16 protein-coding genes are annotated in these 18,598 nt (G+C 55.2%); 10 read left to right on the top strand and 6 right to left on the bottom strand.

Features of this window, described 5'->3' with window-relative positions:
- The first annotated feature begins 98 nt into the window (after nucleotides 1-98).
- Complete coding sequence (gene rny, locus C1A08_RS07495; protein WP_101572498.1) at nucleotides 99-1,640, top strand: ribonuclease Y; 1,542 nt, start codon at nucleotides 99-101, stop codon at nucleotides 1,638-1,640.
- A gap of 175 nt (nucleotides 1,641-1,815) precedes the next feature.
- Here rny and C1A08_RS07490 read toward each other — a convergent pair whose 3' ends face one another.
- The 5 genes from C1A08_RS07490 to rplU all read right to left on the bottom strand — a co-directional run bounded on the left by C1A08_RS07490 (nucleotide 1,816) and on the right by rplU (nucleotide 4,752).
- Nucleotides 1,816-2,997 carry a 6-bladed beta-propeller gene (locus C1A08_RS07490; protein WP_101572496.1) on the bottom strand — a complete coding sequence of 394 codons (1,182 nt, stop codon included), beginning with the start codon at nucleotides 2,995-2,997 and terminating at the stop codon, nucleotides 1,816-1,818.
- Nucleotides 2,998-3,046: 49 nt separating this feature from the next.
- The gene (locus C1A08_RS13100; RefSeq protein ID WP_118457851.1) at nucleotides 3,047-3,310 is read right to left on the bottom strand and encodes a hypothetical protein; all 264 of its coding nucleotides are present in this window, start codon (nucleotides 3,308-3,310) and stop codon (nucleotides 3,047-3,049) included.
- 44 nt (nucleotides 3,311-3,354) lie between these two features.
- Nucleotides 3,355-3,528: a hypothetical protein gene (locus C1A08_RS13545; protein WP_373419258.1), complete on the bottom strand. Its 174-nt coding sequence runs from the start codon at nucleotides 3,526-3,528 to the stop codon at nucleotides 3,355-3,357.
- Nucleotides 3,529-4,160: 632 nt separating this feature from the next.
- A complete protein-coding gene (gene rpmA, locus C1A08_RS07485) occupies nucleotides 4,161-4,418 on the bottom strand; it encodes a 50S ribosomal protein L27 (RefSeq protein WP_055204673.1) in 258 nt (85 codons plus the stop codon).
- A 22-nt stretch (nucleotides 4,419-4,440) separates the two neighbouring features.
- Entirely contained in the window at nucleotides 4,441-4,752 is a 312-nt protein-coding gene (rplU, locus tag C1A08_RS07480) for a 50S ribosomal protein L21 (RefSeq protein ID WP_055204671.1), read from the bottom strand.
- A 386-nt stretch (nucleotides 4,753-5,138) separates the two neighbouring features.
- Here rplU and C1A08_RS07475 point away from each other — a divergent pair, with 386 nt between their 5' ends.
- The 6 genes from C1A08_RS07475 (at nucleotide 5,139) to C1A08_RS07450 (ending at nucleotide 11,403) form a co-directional block, all read left to right on the top strand.
- Nucleotides 5,139-5,444: a DUF4286 family protein gene (locus tag C1A08_RS07475; protein ID WP_055204669.1), complete on the top strand. Its 306-nt coding sequence runs from the start codon at nucleotides 5,139-5,141 to the stop codon at nucleotides 5,442-5,444.
- 10 nt (nucleotides 5,445-5,454) lie between these two features.
- Nucleotides 5,455-7,014: a TIM-barrel domain-containing protein gene (locus C1A08_RS07470; RefSeq protein WP_101572494.1), complete on the top strand. Its 1,560-nt coding sequence runs from the start codon at nucleotides 5,455-5,457 to the stop codon at nucleotides 7,012-7,014.
- Between the two features lie 45 nt (nucleotides 7,015-7,059).
- A complete protein-coding gene (cysQ, locus tag C1A08_RS07465) occupies nucleotides 7,060-7,899 on the top strand; it encodes a 3'(2'),5'-bisphosphate nucleotidase CysQ (protein ID WP_055204665.1) in 840 nt (279 codons plus the stop codon).
- Between the two features lie 83 nt (nucleotides 7,900-7,982).
- Nucleotides 7,983-8,456, top strand: a complete 474-nt coding sequence (locus C1A08_RS07460) for a methylglyoxal synthase (protein WP_055204663.1) — start codon at nucleotides 7,983-7,985, stop codon at nucleotides 8,454-8,456.
- A 101-nt stretch (nucleotides 8,457-8,557) separates the two neighbouring features.
- Nucleotides 8,558-10,795, top strand: coding sequence for a beta-glucosidase BglX (gene bglX / locus C1A08_RS07455; RefSeq protein WP_101572492.1), 2,238 nt, complete (start codon nucleotides 8,558-8,560; stop codon nucleotides 10,793-10,795).
- A gap of 11 nt (nucleotides 10,796-10,806) precedes the next feature.
- Entirely contained in the window at nucleotides 10,807-11,403 is a 597-nt protein-coding gene (locus C1A08_RS07450) for an NUDIX hydrolase (protein ID WP_101572490.1), read from the top strand.
- An 86-nt stretch (nucleotides 11,404-11,489) separates the two neighbouring features.
- On the opposite strand, the gene gcvT is transcribed toward C1A08_RS07450, so the two are convergent.
- Nucleotides 11,490-12,605: a glycine cleavage system aminomethyltransferase GcvT gene (gene gcvT, locus C1A08_RS07445; protein ID WP_101572487.1), complete on the bottom strand. Its 1,116-nt coding sequence runs from the start codon at nucleotides 12,603-12,605 to the stop codon at nucleotides 11,490-11,492.
- Nucleotides 12,606-12,685: 80 nt separating this feature from the next.
- Between gcvT and C1A08_RS07440 the strand changes: the two genes are divergently transcribed.
- The 3 genes from C1A08_RS07440 to C1A08_RS07430 all read left to right on the top strand — a co-directional run bounded on the left by C1A08_RS07440 (nucleotide 12,686) and on the right by C1A08_RS07430 (nucleotide 18,593).
- The gene (locus C1A08_RS07440; protein ID WP_101572485.1) at nucleotides 12,686-13,471 is read left to right on the top strand and encodes a M48 family metallopeptidase; all 786 of its coding nucleotides are present in this window, start codon (nucleotides 12,686-12,688) and stop codon (nucleotides 13,469-13,471) included.
- Between the two features lie 202 nt (nucleotides 13,472-13,673).
- Nucleotides 13,674-14,828, top strand: coding sequence for a lactaldehyde reductase (gene fucO / locus C1A08_RS07435; protein WP_055204652.1), 1,155 nt, complete (start codon nucleotides 13,674-13,676; stop codon nucleotides 14,826-14,828).
- Between the two features lie 123 nt (nucleotides 14,829-14,951).
- Nucleotides 14,952-18,593 (top strand): AsmA-like C-terminal region-containing protein, encoded by a 3,642-nt coding sequence (locus C1A08_RS07430; RefSeq protein WP_101572483.1) that lies wholly within the window; start codon nucleotides 14,952-14,954, stop codon nucleotides 18,591-18,593.
- Nucleotides 18,594-18,598 lie beyond the last annotated feature (5 nt).

Genomic DNA, 18,598 nt, shown 5'->3' with positions numbered 1-18,598 from the left:
TGGAGATTCGTCAAACAAGGAAAGAGGAATTTGTGCGGGTCTTTTTTATACCCAAACGTACATTTTGTTTAACATATAAATACATTTAACTAACACCTATGAGCATTGTAATTATAGCAATAATTGCCGTCATCTGTTCCGCCGCAGGCTGCTATGCAGGCTATTCGATCACATCGAAAATCGTCCGGAACAAGAAGGCCGCGATTCTGAAAGAGGCCGAATCGGCCGGCGAGATGATCAAAAAGGAGAAGATTCTCCAGGCCAAGGAAAAATTCATCCAGCTCAAAAGCGAACACGACCGGGCCGTCAACGAGCGCAACCAAAAGCTCTCCCAGAGCGAACAGCGCGCCAAACAACTGGAAAACAACCTGACCCAGCAGCAGGACGAGCTGAACAAGAAAATCCGCGAACAGGATTCCGTACGCGAGCGTCTGCAGGCTCAGATCGAGAGCGTCGAACGCAAGAAGGAAGACCTCGACCGCAAAATCAAGGAACAAAACACCCGTCTCGAACAGATCAGCGGCCTCAGTAGCGACGAAGCCAAGAACATCCTGATCGAAAACATGAAAGAGGAGGCCAAGACCGAAGCGATGACCTATGTCAACGAAGTGATGGAAGAGGCCAAGATGAGCGCCAACAAGGAAGCGAAAAAGATCGTCGTACAGACGATCCAGCGCGTCGCTACCGAAGCGGCCATCGAAAACTCGGTCACGGTGTTCAACATCGAGAGCGACGAAGTGAAAGGCCGGATCATCGGCCGCGAAGGACGGAACATCCGGGCCCTGGAAGCCGCTACCGGCATCGAGATCATCGTCGACGACACGCCGGAAGCGATCATCCTGTCGGGCTTCGATCCGGTACGCCGTGAAATCGCGCGTCTGGCGCTGCACCAACTGGTAACGGACGGCCGCATCCATCCGGCACGCATCGAAGAAGTCGTTGCCAAAGTACAGAAACAGATCGAAGAAGAGATCGTCGAAGCCGGCAAGCGCACCACGATCGACCTGGGCATCCACGGGCTCCATCCCGAACTGATCCGCCTGATCGGTAAGATGAAATACCGTTCGTCTTACGGACAAAACCTGCTGCAACACTCGCGCGAAGTGGCCAATCTGTGCGGCATCATGGCCTCGGAACTGGGACTGAACGCCAAGATGGCCCGTCGCGCCGGCCTGCTGCACGATATCGGCAAGGTGCCCGACGACGAACCGGAATTGCCGCACGCAATCATCGGCATGAAACTGGCTGAGAAATTCAAGGAAAAACCGGAAGTGATCAACGCCATCGGGGCGCACCACGACGAAATGGAGATGAACAACCTGATCTCACCGATCGTACAGGTCTGCGACGCGATCTCCGGAGCCCGTCCGGGAGCCCGCCGCGAAGTGGTCGAATCGTACATCAAGCGGCTGAAGGAGATGGAAGACATGGCCCTCGCCTATCCCGGCGTCATGAAGACCTACGCGATTCAGGCCGGCCGCGAACTGCGCGTGATCGTCGGCAGCGAGAAGATCACCGACCAGGAGGCCGACAGCCTGTCGCACGACATCGCCAAGAAGATCCAGGACGAAATGACCTATCCGGGCCAGGTGAAGATCACCGTGATCCGCGAAACCCGCTCGGTCAGCTACGCGAAATAAGGACAACCGGAACCGGAGGAATCCGGATTCATAAAAAGACGACGCCCGGAACTGCAGTTCCGGGCGTCGTCTTTTTATGAATAACACATAAGAGACTGCCAAACAGCATCTTATTTTTAAATCGCCGCATTAAAATACGGACATAAACCATTGAAGCACATCAATCCGGCACGTCTCAGTAAATCCACTTATAGAATAATAAAACAGGATTACTGTTCTCCGAGACTTTTAAAGATAATTCATCCAGCAAAGCGGAATCGCAACCTTTTCTCCGACCTATCTTTTTATCAGCCTCGATATTCACCGGACTGAAATATGAAATCAGATAACCGGAATTGTCGAAATCCAGATACGGTACGGGCCTCAATAAAACGCCATTCTTATCCCTGGCGCTGTTACCGGTGTACAATATCTCTCCTTGTTCGTTGGCAATCAGCACATACGGTCGGAAATCATAAGTATATTCGGCTAAATAACCGTTCGGAAATTTATAGAACGCTACCGGAACTTCTGGTTTTTCACCGCCTAAACCTTTCTGGTAGTTCGAAATCGGGTAATTCTCATCATCCGCCCTCGGTCGTTCGACACCCAAATCAAACACAAGACAGGGCGTTATCCGACCGGAGGTATCGGATACCTGGTAAATAGTATCGTTATGCTGAGCGCTCATATAAATTTGCTCTCCATACCGGTAAAAAAACGACTTCCCTTTATCGTATTGCGTCGACAATCCGAACATTTGCTTATTGAACGGAACAGCAGATATCCGTGTTTTGCCGAAACTGTCGATACATCTGTAATTAAAATAGTCTTCCTTTTGCAAAAAGGTGCTCGAACCATTTCCCATATTAAAAGCGATCAGGCCATCACCCAAAAGTTTGAACGCCTTTGCATGTGGGATCATTTCCTTAACAGAAACGGCTTTATCGTCCATGTCATACGTCAATAACTTTCCCGCATTCTTGTCATACACATGACATACCCAGTCCTTTTCCCTACCGATCTCCATGTCCGTCATTTGCAAATATTCGTTAGGACCGCGCCCCTGGCGATCCCAACAATGCACCAGCCTACCAGTCGAATCGAAAACGTAAGCTTTATTCTCACTCGCAACACCTATATGTCCGTCCAGAAGTTGCAACTTCTTTATTTTTCCAATCAGGACTTCTTGTTGCGGATCCAAAATGACATAATGCGAAAATTCCAATATACTGTCTATCAGTTTACCGTCATCATTCCGACCGACGTCAACAGTTATCGTCAACAAATCGGTAGGGTAATCCGGTCGGGATGCCGAACTTACGCAACCGGAAAACACAACGGAAAATGCGATTGCAACAAACGAGGTTCGTTTCATAAACGGAGACTCTTTAAAAAGTTACCATCATATTTATCTAAAATTATTTTCATTTCATATGATCACAAGAGCAAGCCAGATCGCCCTCCCCAGAACAACTCCTCGAATGGACTTTCACAACCAAACTGTCACTATTAACCACGTCTTCATATACGCAACTAACCTCGGCATATCCAGATGACGTTTCATCCCGGGCTAAAGCTTCTACATTTTCAGTCATCACATCAGATACTGCTGTTTGATGTAATTTCTTACTAATTCCAGAGAAAACCACCAAAGAAAAAGCACCAATAAAGAAAGTCGATTTTTTCATCTTTAATATTCTTTTAACAAAACGTTAATTTATAAACACTGTATTTATTTTTCATGACTACAAGTACAAGCCTTATCTCCTTCTCCCTCACACATTATCGCATGCGACTGGACAACATCTCCATTTGAATCAGTAACTTCTTCATAATAACAAGAAACCTCTGCAAACCCAGACGAAGTTTCGTCTCGAGCAAGAGCCTCCACATTTTCAGAGATCAAATCAGAAACCGCCGTTTGATATGAATTGACTTCCCAGGAAGTCCCAAAACGAGAGCCCCTCCAATTAAAAAAATTGTTTTTTCATCCTTCGTGTTTTTTAATGAATAAAAAATATTTATTTATCAAACTATAAATATAAACCTTAGCTTTATTTCTTTTGCGTATTGTCAAATATGACTAGACAATACCCCATTCAAGTCTATAACCTAAAGAAACATCAGCAAATCCTAATATAATTTCACTCCGAGAGTAACTCGCATATTTCCAAATTTACATGCAAAGGGGATCGCTCAACGTGATTTTTTTTGATTTCTGAAAGGATGCAAAATATACCAACATAATACAACTTTCTTCATACTATATAGATTTAAATAAAATAAATTTCACATTAAAACACTCCATATATTTGAGCAATATATACTTTTTTTTTGCGTTATTCCAAATACAAAACAGCATAAAATGAAATAATTATACGGCACAAAGCACATAATCGTCATTTTAAATCATTTTTCTGTATCATCTCTTAAACTTACAAACAAAGAATTTATCGCTTCTTTCATGAGATTTCCCGTATAAAGAATTGCCCGGAAGCGTCTGCTTCCGGGCAATTCCTATATCCGATCTCGGATTCCCTACGACAGCGGAGTCACCGAAACGTAAGATCTGTCTTTTTCTTTCTTGCGGAAAGAAACCACTCCGTCAACGAGGGCATAAAGCGTATGGTCTTTGCCAATGCCTACGTTTTCACCCGGATTGTGTACGGTGCCGCGCTGGCGAACCAGAATATTGCCCGCTTTGGCAACCTGTCCTCCGAAAAGTTTTACGCCCAAGCGTTTGCTTTCGGATTCCCGACCGTTCTTGGAGCTACCGACTCCTTTCTTGTGTGCCATCTCTGTTCTGAGGTTTTAAACGTTAAGCTTTAATTTCATCGATCTGAATCTGGGTCAGGTATTGACGGTGACCGTTCTTTACCCGATAGCCCTTCCTTCTCCGCTTCTTGAAGACGATCACTTTGTCGTCTTTCAGGTGCTTGAGAATCGTTGCATTCACTGCGGCCCCTTCTACTACAGGTGTGCCGACGTTAACCTGACCGTCATTGTCTGTTAGCAGGACTTTGTCGAAGCTCATCGAGGAACCTTCATCCCCCTGAAGACGGTGAACATAGAGCTTCCGACCTTTCTCAACTTTAAACTGTTGACCTGCGATTTCTACGATTGCGTACATTTAGTCACAAATTAGATTTGCATAAATCGGAGAGCAAAGATAGCGATGTTTTTCGAATAAAACAAAATCCCCGCGCTTTTTCACCGACGACGGGCGGAATTTCGCCGGACGGAAAGCGCGGAACATTCCGTTTCCGGCGCGCATCTATTGGTAAAAAACACGGAATCATTGTTTTTGAAGGGATAAAAAAGTCTTTTCGGGATACAAAAACCGCATTTTATTTCGTTAACGCAAATGAACGGACATTCTCCACTACCGGAATAAGTTACGGAACGTTCCTTTTGCGGCTGTCCGGACGGCTCCGCGGAGAAAGCCCCTGAAAAATTTGAGTAAATCGGAATAAAAACGTACCTTAGACAAAATTTTAAAGACAGATTACCGGACTTATGTATATCGTCAACACCTCTTTCATGGTCGATCCGGCGATCCACGACCGCTGGCTGGAATCTTTGCGCAAACACTACCTCCCGCTGCTCGCGGCACAGGGATTCGATAAAATCACTTTTACCCGCGTATTGCCGGCGACCGCCGAGGAGCATTTCACCTATTCGCTGCAGGTGGACGTCGGCGACATGCCCCGGTACAAGCGACTGGTCGGGGAACTGTTCGAGGAGTATGCCGCAACGGCCCGGGATTTGTTCGGGGACAAACTGATGTGGTTCAATTCCCTGCTGAAAAAAGTGGAATATTAACAAAACGGATATGTACAAAAAAATAGCAGGACTGGTACTGGCGGCCGCGTTGCTTTGCGAATCGCTGGCCGCGCAGTACAGTACGAAAATCGACGTATTGAAGGGAGAACAGTGGTGGGGTGTATTCGTCGGGGGCGAACAGGCGATGCCGCTCAGCGAGCCTTTTCCGCAAACGGACCTTTCCACCTGGGTGAAAAGCAACGTCGCTCCGCTGCTGATTTCGAGCCGGGGACGCTACATCTGGAGCAAATCGCCCTTTAAGATCGAATATACCGGAACCGAATTCCGGATCGAATCGCCGATCGAAGAGGTCGAAGCCGTCACCGGGGGTAAAACCCTGCGGGAAGCCTACCTGGTCTGCTGCCATAAGAATTTTCCTCCGGCAGAAAACGCGCCGACTCCGGCGGCGGAGTTCTTCACGGCCCCGGTGTACGACATGAGCGCGGAAATTCCGTTCTCGGCTACGGCCGACGACATCCGGCAGTATGCACAGAACATTCTCGCCGCAGGCTATCCGGCCGGAACGCTGGTCGTTCCCGGCGGGTGGCAATCGACGATCGGCAGTTTCACGCCGAACCTCGAAATGTACGGCGATTTTGCAGCCCTCATCCGCGAATTGCACGACAAAGGATTCCGGCTCATGCTGACCGTCACGCCATTCGTCAGCGGAGACGGGCCTATTTACCGCGCTTTCCGCAACAGCGGAGCATTCGTCAAACTGTCCGACGGACGCACGGCAATGGCCGAATGGATCGGCGGATACAGCGCTTTTTACGACATCACGCGGGAGACCGTGTACGAAATGCTTCGCCGGCAATTGGGCGTGCTGCACGACAGCCTCGGGGTCGACGGCTTCCTGTTCGACTGCGACGGAGCGCTGCCTTACGCGCGCTTCGCAAATGCCGGGGCCGCCGAATTTCTGAAAAAATGGAGCGAACTGGGCAACGATTTCCACTCCAGCCAATATACGATCAGCCGGGGCGACGGCTTCGCGCCCTATATCCACGATTTACAAACGAAACGTCCGCTGGAATGGGGGCTCTTACAGGAGATGGTATCCAATATCCTTACGGCCAACCTGCTGGGATACCCGTACAGCACGGTGAGCGCCGATCCGGCCCTGACGTCGGACTCCGTCGCACGGGACCCGAAAGTGCTGCTGCGTTACGTGCAGCTCTCGTCGGTATTGCCGGTCGCCGCGCTCGACATCGCCCCGTGGCGGATCACCGATCCGGCGGTCGCCGCGCAGTGCAAGGCGGCGTTTACCGCCCGCGAGAGAATCGGCGAATATTACCGACAGTTGATTCAGGAGAGCGCCCGCACGGCCGAACCCATCGTACGCCACATGGAATACGAATTTCCGCGTAACGGATTCACCGACTGCAACGACCAGTTCATGATCGGGTCGAAATACCTCGTGGCCCCGCTGCTCAGCGAGTCCGACAGCCGGACGGTACGATTCCCGCGCGGAGTGTGGATCAGCCGCAAAGGGGAACGCTTCAAAGGGCCGCTGGTAACCACCGTAACCGTCGCCGACGGAGAAATTCCGATCTTCGAATCCTCCAAATAATATGCGAACCTAATCTGAAACCGAACGCCATAAAACCGAACAGCCATGCTGAACAAAGAACAAACCGACTTCCTGCTGGTAAATGCCTATAATGCCGCGATCCGCGCCGGGGCGCGCATCATCGACATCTATACCGGGGACGCCGATTTCGCCGTGGATATCAAAAGCGACCACACCCCGATCACGATAGCCGACCGGGATGCGCACGAACTGATCAAGAAATACCTGAGCCAGACCCGCGTCCCGCTATTGAGCGAAGAGGGGCGCGACCTGCTGTACGAAGAGCGGCGCAACTGGGATCTGTTTTGGATGGTCGACCCGCTGGACGGCACCAAGGAATTTCTGAAAGGCAACGGAGAATTCACCGTCAACATCGCGCTGATGCACAACAACGAACCGTACATCGGGGTGATCTACGTTCCGTATATCCATAAAATTTACTTCGCGCTGAAAGGAGCCGGATGCTACCTGAAAACCGACGTAGAGCCCGACCACGAAGCGTTGTTCGACCTGCCGCAAATCTGGAGCGATACGACCCGGCTGCCGCTGTGCGACAAAGCCAACGAACCGATCCGCATCGCCGTAAGCCGTTCGCACAATACCGACGAAACGTTCGAACACATCGCCCGGATCAAAGCGGTTCATCCGGCGGCCGAGATCGTCGAGCAGGGCAGTTCGTTCAAATTCTGCCTGCTGGCCGAAGGTACCGTCGAAATTTACGTCCGCACGTCGAACACCTACGAATGGGATACGGCCGCCGGAGAGATCATTCTCAGCGAAGCGGGCGGGGTCGTCGAACCGTTCGACGGGGGCGCGGGATTGCAATACAACAAGATCTCGCTGCACAATCCGCATTTCGTATGCCGCAGCAAATATTTCAGGTAATCTTCCGGAATTTTAGACCGGGAACGTTCCGTTTCGGCCGAACTTTTAGTACCTTTGCGCCGTAATGTATTATTATAATGGTTATGGAAAACAGAAAGAGCGTGGCCCTGGTCGCTCATGACAACATGAAGCGCGACCTGGCCGAATGGGTGGACTGGAACTGGGAGGTTTTGCTGAAACATCATCTGATCTGCACCGGAACGACCGGGAAAATGGTCGAACGGACGTTGCGCGACCGGCGCGGCAAAGAGTTCGATGAGGAAGCGGTCGATATCGTACTGCTGAAATCGGGTCCGCTGGGCGGCGATCAGCAGTTGGGCGCGATGATTGCCGAAGGCAAGGTCGAAGCGGTGATCTTCTTCTGGGATCCGATGCAGGCCCAGCCCCACGACGTGGACGTAAAAGCGCTGCTGCGTCTGGCGACGCTGTACAACGTGCCCACGGCGATCAACCGTTCGACGGCCGATTTCCTGATCTCGTCGCCGCTGTTCGGCAGCAACTACTGCCCGGTGGTGAAAGATTACAAAAGTTATATCGAACGGACGCTGAATCAATAGTTCGGCGTTTCGACCACATACTGCGAACGACGACATTCCTGCTGCAGGTTGTCGTCGTTCGCCGATCATGACAAACCTAAACCAACACGCATAACCCGACCATGAAAAAATTGTTACTGTCGCTTACCTTGCTGTGCGCTTCGCTGGCATACGGACAACGCGACCCGAAAATGGACGCATTCATCGACGACCTGATGAGCAAAATGACCCTCGACGAAAAACTGGGGCAGTTGAACCTCGCTTCCGGGGGCGTTCCGGGCGTCGTAGGCGCCGCCGTAGGCCAGGACGAAGCGATCCGCAAAGGATATCTCAGCGCAACCGGCGGCATGGACCCCGCCGCGACGCAAAAAGCGCAGGAGATCGCCGTCAAGGAGTCGCGGCTCGGCATTCCTCTGCTGATCGGTCTCGACGTGATCCACGGCTATAAAACCGTATTTCCGATCCCGCTGGCCATCTCGTGCAGTTGGAATCCGGAACTGATCCGAAAAAGCGCTCGGATCGCTGCCGAAGAGGCTTCGGCTTTCGGCATCAACTGGTTCTACTCGCCGATGGTCGATATCGCCCGCGACGCCCGTTGGGGCCGAATCGCCGAAGGTTCCGGCGAAGATCCGTGGTGGGGGTCGGAAATAGCCAAGGCGATGGTAAAAGGATACCAGGGCGACGACCTGTCGGCGCCGAACACCGTGATGGCCTGCGTCAAGCACTACGCGCTGTACGGCGCATCGGAAGCCGGACGGGATTATAACACGGTGGACATGAGCCGCGTAGCAATGTACAATTATTACCTGCCGCCGTACAAGGCGGCAGCCGAAGCCGGCGCAGGCAGCTTCATGTCGTCGTTCAACGTCGTAGACGGAATTCCGGCGACCGGCAACCGCTGGCTGCTGACCGACGTATTGCGCGACCAATGGAAATTCGACGGGTTCGTGGTTTCGGACGCCGGATCGGTCGGCGAAATGACCGCCCACGGCATGGGAGACCTACAGCAGGTCGCGGCGCTGGCGCTGAAAGCCGGGCTCGACATGGACATGGGCGCGAACGCTTTTATCTGGACGCTGAAAAAATCGCTCGACGAAGGGAAGGTAACCCGGCAGGAGATCGACCAGGCGTGCCGCCGCATCCTCGAAGCCAAATACAAACTGGGACTGTTCGACAACCCGTACCAGTACACCGATCCCGAACGCCAGAAAAAGGCCCTGTCGCCCGAATATTTGCAAACGGCGCGCGAACTGGCCGGAGAGTCGATCGTGCTGCTGAAAAACGACCGGCAAATCCTGCCGCTGCAAAAAACCGGCAAGATCGCCGTGATCGGCCCGATGGGCAACACGCGCGGCGAACTGTTCGGCACCTGGGTCATGCTGCGCGAAGAAGCCCCGGCACGCAGCATTTTCGAAGCCGTCAAAGAGGTCGTCGGCGACCGGGCCGAAGTGGTCTATGCACAGGGATCGAACCTGACCGAGGAACCGATGCTGCTGGCTCAGACCGGGAAAAACACGACGCCGACCGAAACGTTGATCGAACAGGCGCTCGAAACGGCCAAAGACGCCGACGTGATCGTCGCCACGGTCGGCGAACCGAGCGGCTGGTCGGGCGAAGCGCGCTCGCGCTCGGACATCGGACTTCCGGAATGCCAGAAAGCGTTGCTCAAAGCGCTGCACGATACAGGTAAACCGGTCGTCGTGGCGATCATGAGCGGACGCCCGCTGACCCTGTCGTGGGAGAACGAACGGTTCGACGCGATTCTCGAAGCCTGGCACGGCGGAACGATGGCCGGCTACGCGCTGGCCGACGTACTGTTCGGCGACCGCGTACCGTCGGGCAAACTGACCGCGACCTTCCCGCAGAGCGTAGGCCAACTCCCGCTGTACTACAACTCGCTGAATACCGGACGGCCGTACCGCGCCGACTTCTGGGCGACGACCAAATACCTCGACATTACGAACGATCCGGTCTATCCGTTCGGATACGGGCTGAGCTACACGACGTTCGATTACAGCGACATCCAGCTCGACCGGGCGGTCGCTTCGGGCGGTAGCGGGACGATAAACGCCACGGTCAAAGTAACCAACACCGGCACCCGCACGGGCGACGAAATCGTCCAGCTCTACATCGGCGATCCGGTGGCCAGCATCTCGCGACCGGTCAGGGAACTGAAAAACTTCCGCCGGATCACGCTGAAACCCGGCGAAACGCAGGGCGTAACGTTCCGCATCACAACTGCCGACTTGAAATTCTACAACAGCGAACTGGAGCACGTCTGGGAACCCGGAGAGTTCAACGTCTGCATCGGTCCGAACTCCCGCGACGTCAAGACGGCCAAAATAAACTGGACAAAATAGCCCTTCCCCGAATGGATCTGCGCAAAGACATCCGGCGTTTACAAAAACGCTATTTCAGGCATTTTCCCGAAGAAAAAGCCGAAACCGGGCCGTTCACGGAATTCGTCGCCCGGTTCGACGGGGAATCGCTGTACGACCGCAAAAACTTCGCCGGCCATATCACCGCCGGCGGCGTGATCGTCAGTCGGGCGAGCCGCCGGGTACTGCTGCTCAAACACCGCCAGCTCGGCAAATGGTTGCAACCCGGCGGACACGTCGAAGCGGCGGACGACTCGGTGCTGGACGCCGCCTACCGCGAGATTGCCGAAGAGACGGGCATCCGCAGCGAACAACTGACGCCGCTGACGTTTCCGGGCGAAACGGCGCTGCCGCTGGACATGGACTCGCACTACATCCCCGCTTGCGCTGCGAAAAACGAAGCGGAACACACGCACCACGACATGCGGTTCGTCTTCCTGTTCGACGGCGACGACGACCGGGTGATGATCGACCGGAACGAATCCGACGCTTTCCGCTGGGTCTCTCTCGACGAACTGGCCGCCATTCCCGACTTCCGCGACCTGGCGCCGCGAATCGAAACGCTGCTCGGCGAAGCGGATGCAAAATAACCGGCGACGGCCGAGAGAAAGACGATTTCATAACAAAAACGAAAGGAGGCGGTTCGCAAACCGCCTCCTTTCGTCTGATATCCGCACTACTCCGCTTCCCGTCGTTTCAAGAAAGGCATCTTCACGACCCGGGCCCGAACGGGCTTATTGCGGATCACCACGTCGATATCCGTACCCGGAGCGGCAAAAGCGCTCTGCACGTACCCCATGCCGATCCCTTTTTTCAGCGTCGGCGACATCGTTCCGGAAGTCACCGCCCCGATCGTCCGCCCGTCCGGAGCCGCAAGCGCGTAACCGTGCCGGGGAATCCCCCGTTCGGTCAGTTCGAAACCGACCAGACGCCGTTCCGTCCCCTCCTTTTTCTGGACTTCGAACAGCGGCCGGTCGATGAAGTCGTTGCCGTCGACCGGCTTCGTAATCCAGCCGAGACCGGCCTCGACCGGCGAAGTCGTATCGTCGATGTCGTTCCCGTAAAGGCAGAAACCCATCTCCAGGCGCAGCGTATCGCGGGCACCGAGACCGATATTCTGCAAACCGTACTCCGCGCCCGCACGCCACAAAGCATCCCACAACCGGGGAGCGTCCTTCGCCGCCACATAAATTTCACACCCTCCGGCGCCGGTATAGCCCGTCGCGGAAAGAATCGCATTCCCGATGCCGGCCACCTCGGTCTTTACGAACGTATAATATTCGAGATTCTCGACCCGTTCCGGACACAACCGCTGCACGATCCGCATCGCCAGCGGCCCCTGCACGGCAAGCTGCGCGATCTCGTCCGAAGCGTCGTAAAGCTCCCTCCCGGGCCGCATTTCGAATTTTTCGCCCTGTGCGACCAGGTGCGACCAGTCTTTGCCGACGTTCGACGCGTTGACCACCAACAGAAATGTCCCGGCGTCGATCCGGTAAATCAGAATGTCGTCCACGATTCCCCCGCGACCGTTCGGCAGACAGGAATACTGTACCTTCCCGTCACGCAGCGCGCGGATGTCGTTCGTCGTAACGTATTGCAGGAATTCCGCGGCGCGGGGCCCTTTGACCCAGATCTCCCCCATATGGCTCACATCGAAAACGCCCGCCCGTTCGCGGACGGCGCAGTGTTCGTCGTTGATCCCGGTAAATTCGATCGGCATGTGGTAGCCGGCGAATTCGGCCATCCGGGCGCCATTCTCAACATGATAGCGGGTAAAAGGAGTGGTTTTCATAGATCGGTTGCATTTTTTTTGCGAAAATACGCCAATTTATCCTAATTTTATACCGGATTTCTAAATTCGACGGAAAACGTATGCTGCTGAAAGTCGCGATCATCGTTCTGATCATCTACATCATCGTCGTGACCCGCTCGCGGATCCGGCTGCCGAACCCCGCGTTGCAGGCGACGGTCGACGTGTTGCAGGCCGCCACGCTGAAAGACGAGCACGTGATGCAGATGGCCCGCAAATACATCGACTACGCCGACGCGCAAAATGCGTTGCTGCCGGTAGACGATCCCTACGCCGAACGCCTCGATCGGCTGACGTCGCGCTACGTAGCCGTCAACGGCGTTCCGCTGAATTTCCGCGTCTACAAAACCGCGCAGATCAACGCCTTCGCAACGGCCGACGGCAGTATCCGCATTTTTTCCGGACTGATGGATCTGATGAACGACGACGAACTGATGGCGATCGTCGGCCACGAAATGGGACATATCCGCAACAGCGACACGCTGAGCGCGATGCGCAAGGCCTACCTGACTTCGGCGGCCCGGAATGCGCTGGGCGCTACGGGCGGCGTGATCGGTTCGCTGAGCGGTTCGCAGTGGGGATCGCTGGCCGAGAAGCTGGCCGGATCGCAATTCTCGCAGGGACAAGAGTACGCGGCCGACGATTTCAGTTTCGGTTTTTTGCAGCGCAACGGCTACGACCCGTATGCGATGGCCAGCGCCCTCGAAAAAATCCACCGCACCTCGCAGCGGAAAGACGGACAGGCCGACGCGATCCTGCAATTATTTTCGACGCACCCCGACAGCTTCAGCCGCGCCGCCCGGATGCGGGCAAAAGCCGATGCGGCAAAAGCCCTGCCTGCCGCCTGAGAATCGCCCCGAGCGAAAAAACATTTCATTAATTGGCTTTTTTATCGTACCTTTGCGGCGCAAAAAGAGGCCGGACAGCCTTATGCCGAACCCTTTCATTCCGAACGGTTTGCCGATTACAGACTACCGCCGCGAACGGGCGACCCCGGACGATCCGGCCAATTTCGACGATTGTTTTTAATTTTTTTTAATATAAATCGCTATGGCTTATAGAATGATTCTCAACGAGACCTCCTATTTCGGAGCAGGCTCGAGAAAAGTAATCGCAGAAGAGGTCGCAAAACGCGGCTACAAAAAAGCGTTGGTCGTAACCGACAAAGACCTGGTGAAATTCGGCGTGGCCGCACAGGTGACCGACGTACTGAAAGCCGCCGGCATTCCGTTCGAAATGTTCGACGAAGTGAAACCGAACCCGACCGTAAAGAACGTGAAAAACGGGATCGCGGCATTCAAAGCCGCCGGCGCCGACTTTATCGTAGCTATCGGGGGCGGTTCGTCGATGGACACTTCGAAAGCGGTCGGAATCATCATCAACAACCCGGAATTCGCGGACGTGACTTCGCTGGAAGGCGTCGCCAATACGAAAAAGAAATCGGTTCCGGTAATCGCGCTGCCCACCACCGCAGGCACCGCCGCCGAAGTGACGATCAACTACGTCATCACCGACGAAGAAAACGTGAAGAAAATGGTCTGCGTAGACCCGAACGACATCCCGACGCTGGCGATCATCGACCCCGAACTGATGCTGTCGATGCCGCGCGGACTGACCGCCGCGACCGGTATGGACGCGCTGACCCATGCGATCGAGGGACTGATCACGCTCGGCGCCTGGGAAATGAGCGACATGTTCGAGATCAAAGCGATCGAAATGATCGCCAAATGGCTGCCCAAAGCCGTCGAGAATCCGTCCGACATCGAAGCCCGCGACGGCATGGCTACCGCGCAGTACATCGCCGGCATGGCCTTCTCGAACGTCGGCCTCGGCCTGGTGCACGGCATGGCGCACCCGCTGGGAGCTTACTACGACATTCCGCACGGCGTGGCCAACGCGCTGCTGCTGCCGTTCGTGATGGAGTACAACAAGGAAGCCGCCAAAGCCAAATACCGCACGATCGCCGAAGCGATGGGCGTCGACACCTCCGCCATGGATGACGACCAGGCCGCACAAGCTGCCGTAGACGCAGTGAAAGCGCTGGCCGTCAAAGTACGCATCCCGCAGCACCTCAGCGAACTGGGCGTACCCGAAAGCGGTCTTCCGACGCTGGCTCAGGCTGCTTTCAACGACGTCTGCACGCCGGGCAACCCGCGCAAGGCCGTAGTCGAAGAGATCCTCGAAGTGTACAAAAAAGCGTTTTAGCTTTTTCACGGCATAATTAAACCCGAAAGCGCTCCGTTTCGTAAGAGACGGGGCGCTTTCATCTTGTTGCCGGCAAGCGCTATCCCGCCGGAAATTGTTATATTTGCAACGTGCAACGCAAACATGGAAAAGAAACCGATGGAACCGCAGCGTAAAGCCCTCGAAAAAGGCCCGGAAACGGGCCGCAAAGCGAAAAAAAACGTACCGCGCCGATTGATCAAACTGTTCGCCGTACTGACCGGTTCGCTGTTGCTGCTCATCGCGCTGTTGCTCGGAGCCGTAGCGCTGATCCTGACCCCGTCGCGGTTAACGCCGCTGGTGAACGAATACAGCAGTCGCTATCTGGACGCGCAGGTACGGTTCGACACCGTCACGCTGTCCGTATTCGAGAACTTCCCGAACGTCAGCGTCAAACTTTCCGGCGGCGAGATCATTTCGCACGCTTTCGCCGGATTGCCCGACTCGCTGAGAACCCGGATTCCGGCGGCGGCCGACACGCTGCTGAAATTCGACGAATTTTCGGTTTCGCTGAACCTGCCGCAACTGCTGGCCTCGCGCATTTCGATCCGCCGGATCGCCCTGACGCGGCCGAGAGTCTATGCCTACGTTTCCCCGTGGGGCAAAGCCAACTGGGAAATCTTCGCGGCGGACACGACGGCCGGCGACTCCACGGAGCAGGGCGGCGACCTATACCTGAACATCGCCGGCCTGGACATTCGCAACAGCGGACGAATCGTGTACGACAGCAAGCCCGACAAGCTGTACGCTACGGTCGACCTGGAGCACCTGCGGCTTAAAAACACGTTCCGCCACGACTACAAAATCGACCTGAGCTCCGTGAACAGCGTCCGGCTCGATACGCTGGACGCCTGCGGCAGCCTGCCGGTCGCCCTGAAAGGCGGTTTCACGTTCAATCCGAAACATCCCGAAACGATCGCGCTCGATAAACTGAACCTGCAACTGGGAGACATCCCGATAGGATTCGACGGCCGCATGTCGATCGCCCGGGACAGCATCGTTTCCGAACTGCAGTGCACGATCCGACCGCTGGCGCTCGAACGGGCGATCACCCTCGTTCCGCCGCAACTGATGCCGACGCTCCGGGCATTCGACACCAACCTCGCCTTCGACCTGCATACCCGGATCGACGGCAGCTACCGGTTCAGCGACGGACGCCTGCCACGGATCGACCTCGACGTCACGACCAACGACGGATACCTCTCCTACAAAAACGCGAAGGCGCGGATCGACCGGTTCGGGATCGACGCTTCGCTGCGCTACGATCCGCAACGGCCGGACTCGACCGGCGCGGTATTCCGCAAACTGGACATCGCCGGATCGGGCATCCGGCTGCACGGCAGCGGCTCGGTGTGGAACGCGATGCGCGATCCGGCCGTGCGGATGAAACTGACCGGAGCCGTCTACCTGGACACGCTGTCGATCCTGTTCCCGTCGAAACAGGACATCGCCGTACGCGGACGGCTCGGACTGAATACCGACGCTTCGTTCCGGATCAGTCAGCTTCAGATCGGAAAGATCGGCAAAACACGGGTAGAGGGCACCATTACGCTCGACAGCCTACTGGTCGATATCCCCCGCGATACGATTTTCATGATGGTCGGCGGCGGGATGATCCATTTCGGATCGGACCGCAACCGGCAAGACTCGCTGATCGGGAAAGATGCCGAGATGCTGCACACGACCGTCAAAGCCGACACGTTAAACCTCCGCATGAAACGGCAGTGGGTGCTGCTCGGATCGGCCGTATCGGCGTCGGCCCACAGCGCAGCATCGACGCTGAGCGGCGACACGACCGTCGTACATCCGCTGAACGGCCGCGTCGAGGCGCGTATGCTCGCGATGGCGGCATTCGACTCCACCTGGATTCGTCTGGACGGTATGCAAAGCAATTTCAGCATTGTTCCTTCTGAAAAAAATCCGGCGGTGCCGCTGCTTCAATTGGGATTCGACGCACGGGCGATGCAGGCGAAAAGCGCCGTCAACCGCTACGATCTGCAAAACGGGCATGTCGATTTCCGAGCGACGCTGGTTCCGAACCGAATGGACTCGACCCGGCGGCGGCAACTGCTCGATTCGCTGCAACAGGCCTATCCGTCCGTCGCGCGCGATTCGCTGTTCGCGTACCACCGTTCCCGAACGCAGATGCGAAGCCGTTCGCGCAAAGACGACTTTTCGGGCTCCGACCTCGATCTGTCGCTCGACAAAAGCGCGGCGGAGATGTTGCGCCGATGGGACGCCAGCGGATCGGTAAAAGCCGCTTCGGGACGGCTGCTGACCCCCTACTTTCCGCTGACCAACACGCTGCAAAACGTCGATATTGCCTTTACGACCGATGCCGTCAAATTGAAAAACACACAGATTCAATCCGGACAGTCGTCGCTCGAACTGACCGGCGAAATCTCGAACCTGCGCCGCGTACTACTCGGACGGGGACAGTTGAAGATCAAAATGAACATCGAATCGGATACGCTGAACTTCAACGAACTGATCCATGCCGCGACCGTCGGCGCACAATACGAAAACGCTTCGGAAACCTACCAGAGATCGGTCGCCGAAGCCGAGAACAGCGAACAATTGCAACAGGTGATCGCCGAACAAAGCGGCGTGGACGACACCACCGCAGCGAGTCCGCTGATCGTGATCCCGTCGAATGTCGATGCGCAGATCGACCTGTGCACGCACTACGGCATCTATACGAATCTGCGCCTGAACTCGCTGGCAGCCGAACTGATCGCCCGCGACCGCTGCCTCCAGATCAAAGACATGAAAGCCGAAACCGACGCCGGCAGCATGAACCTGACGGCACTGTACGCGACCCGCAGCCGGGACGACATCATCACCGGGTTCGACTTGGAACTGACCCGGATGAAAGTCGACCGGCTGATCAGCTTGATTCCGGAAGTCGACTCGATGCTGCCGATGCTGCGGTCGTTCGAAGGCGTCGTGGACTGCCAGATCGCGGCGACCGCGGCCGTCGACACGATGATGAACATCGACCTGTCGACGCTGAACGCCGCATGCAGCATCCACGGCGAGAACATGGTGCTGCTCGACGGCGAGACCTTTACCGAGATCGCCAAAATGATGCATTTCAAGAACAAGCAACGCAACTTGATCGACCGCATTTCGGTCAATATGTTGGTGCGCAACAACCAGATCGAGCTGTTCCCGTTCATCATCGAGATGGACCGCTACAAAGCCGCCGTCAGCGGCGTGCAGAAACTCGACATGAGTTTCAACTACCATATATCGGTGCTCAAATCACCGATCCCGTTCCGCCTCGGCATCAATATTTTCGGCACGCTCGACAAATTCAAATTCCGGCTGGGCCGGGCGCGCTACCGCAGCGAGAATATCCCGTCGTACGTCGGACTGATCGACACGACGCGCGTCAACCTGCGGCATACGATCACCGACATCTTCCACAAGGGGATCGAAGCCGCATCGCTCAGCGGGATGAAGATCACGCCGGCCGCCGATTCGCTGACCGTAAATACCGACAGCGAAGCGCTGTCGAAGGCGGACAGTCTCGAATTGCAACGCCAGGGCATCCTACCGGGAATCGACTCCTCGGAAAACGGAACCGACAGCACGGCTGTTCGACAAAAACCGGACACGGCCGTTTCGGAAACGACACCGCCGACGATAACTCCCGCCGAAACGAAAACGTCCGGACGGAAAGAACAGCGCGCCCTACTGAGACAACAAAAGCGGGAACGCAAAAAAGCGAAAACGAACAATTAAAAAAA

This window comes from Alistipes sp. cv1 (assembly GCF_900240235.1).
Classification (GTDB): Bacteria; Bacteroidota; Bacteroidia; order Bacteroidales; family Rikenellaceae; genus Alistipes_A; species Alistipes_A hominis.
Note: the sequence above shows the minus strand (reverse complement) of the source record. Positions and strands in the feature narration are given on the sequence as shown.

Excerpts from the sequence above, each read along its gene's own strand:
- C1A08_RS13100 (WP_118457851.1), bottom strand. The coding sequence starts at position 3,310 with ATGAAAAAATCGACTTTCTTTATTGGTGCTTTTTCTTTGGTGGTTTTC.
- rplU (WP_055204671.1), bottom strand. The coding sequence starts at position 4,752 with ATGTACGCAATCGTAGAAATCGCAGGTCAACAGTTTAAAGTTGAGAAA.
- C1A08_RS07490 (WP_101572496.1), bottom strand. The coding sequence starts at position 2,997 with ATGAAACGAACCTCGTTTGTTGCAATCGCATTTTCCGTTGTGTTTTCC.
- C1A08_RS07470 (WP_101572494.1), top strand. The coding sequence starts at position 5,455 with ATGTACAAAAAAATAGCAGGACTGGTACTGGCGGCCGCGTTGCTTTGC.
- cysQ (WP_055204665.1), top strand. The coding sequence starts at position 7,060 with ATGCTGAACAAAGAACAAACCGACTTCCTGCTGGTAAATGCCTATAAT.
- rpmA (WP_055204673.1), bottom strand. The coding sequence starts at position 4,418 with ATGGCACACAAGAAAGGAGTCGGTAGCTCCAAGAACGGTCGGGAATCC.
- C1A08_RS07475 (WP_055204669.1), top strand. The coding sequence starts at position 5,139 with ATGTATATCGTCAACACCTCTTTCATGGTCGATCCGGCGATCCACGAC.
- gcvT (WP_101572487.1), bottom strand. The coding sequence starts at position 12,605 with ATGAAAACCACTCCTTTTACCCGCTATCATGTTGAGAATGGCGCCCGG.
- bglX (WP_101572492.1), top strand. The coding sequence starts at position 8,558 with ATGAAAAAATTGTTACTGTCGCTTACCTTGCTGTGCGCTTCGCTGGCA.
- C1A08_RS07430 (WP_101572483.1), top strand. The coding sequence starts at position 14,952 with ATGGAAAAGAAACCGATGGAACCGCAGCGTAAAGCCCTCGAAAAAGGC.
- rny (WP_101572498.1), top strand. The coding sequence starts at position 99 with ATGAGCATTGTAATTATAGCAATAATTGCCGTCATCTGTTCCGCCGCA.
- C1A08_RS07440 (WP_101572485.1), top strand. The coding sequence starts at position 12,686 with ATGCTGCTGAAAGTCGCGATCATCGTTCTGATCATCTACATCATCGTC.
- fucO (WP_055204652.1), top strand. The coding sequence starts at position 13,674 with ATGGCTTATAGAATGATTCTCAACGAGACCTCCTATTTCGGAGCAGGC.
- C1A08_RS07460 (WP_055204663.1), top strand. The coding sequence starts at position 7,983 with ATGGAAAACAGAAAGAGCGTGGCCCTGGTCGCTCATGACAACATGAAG.
- C1A08_RS07450 (WP_101572490.1), top strand. The coding sequence starts at position 10,807 with ATGGATCTGCGCAAAGACATCCGGCGTTTACAAAAACGCTATTTCAGG.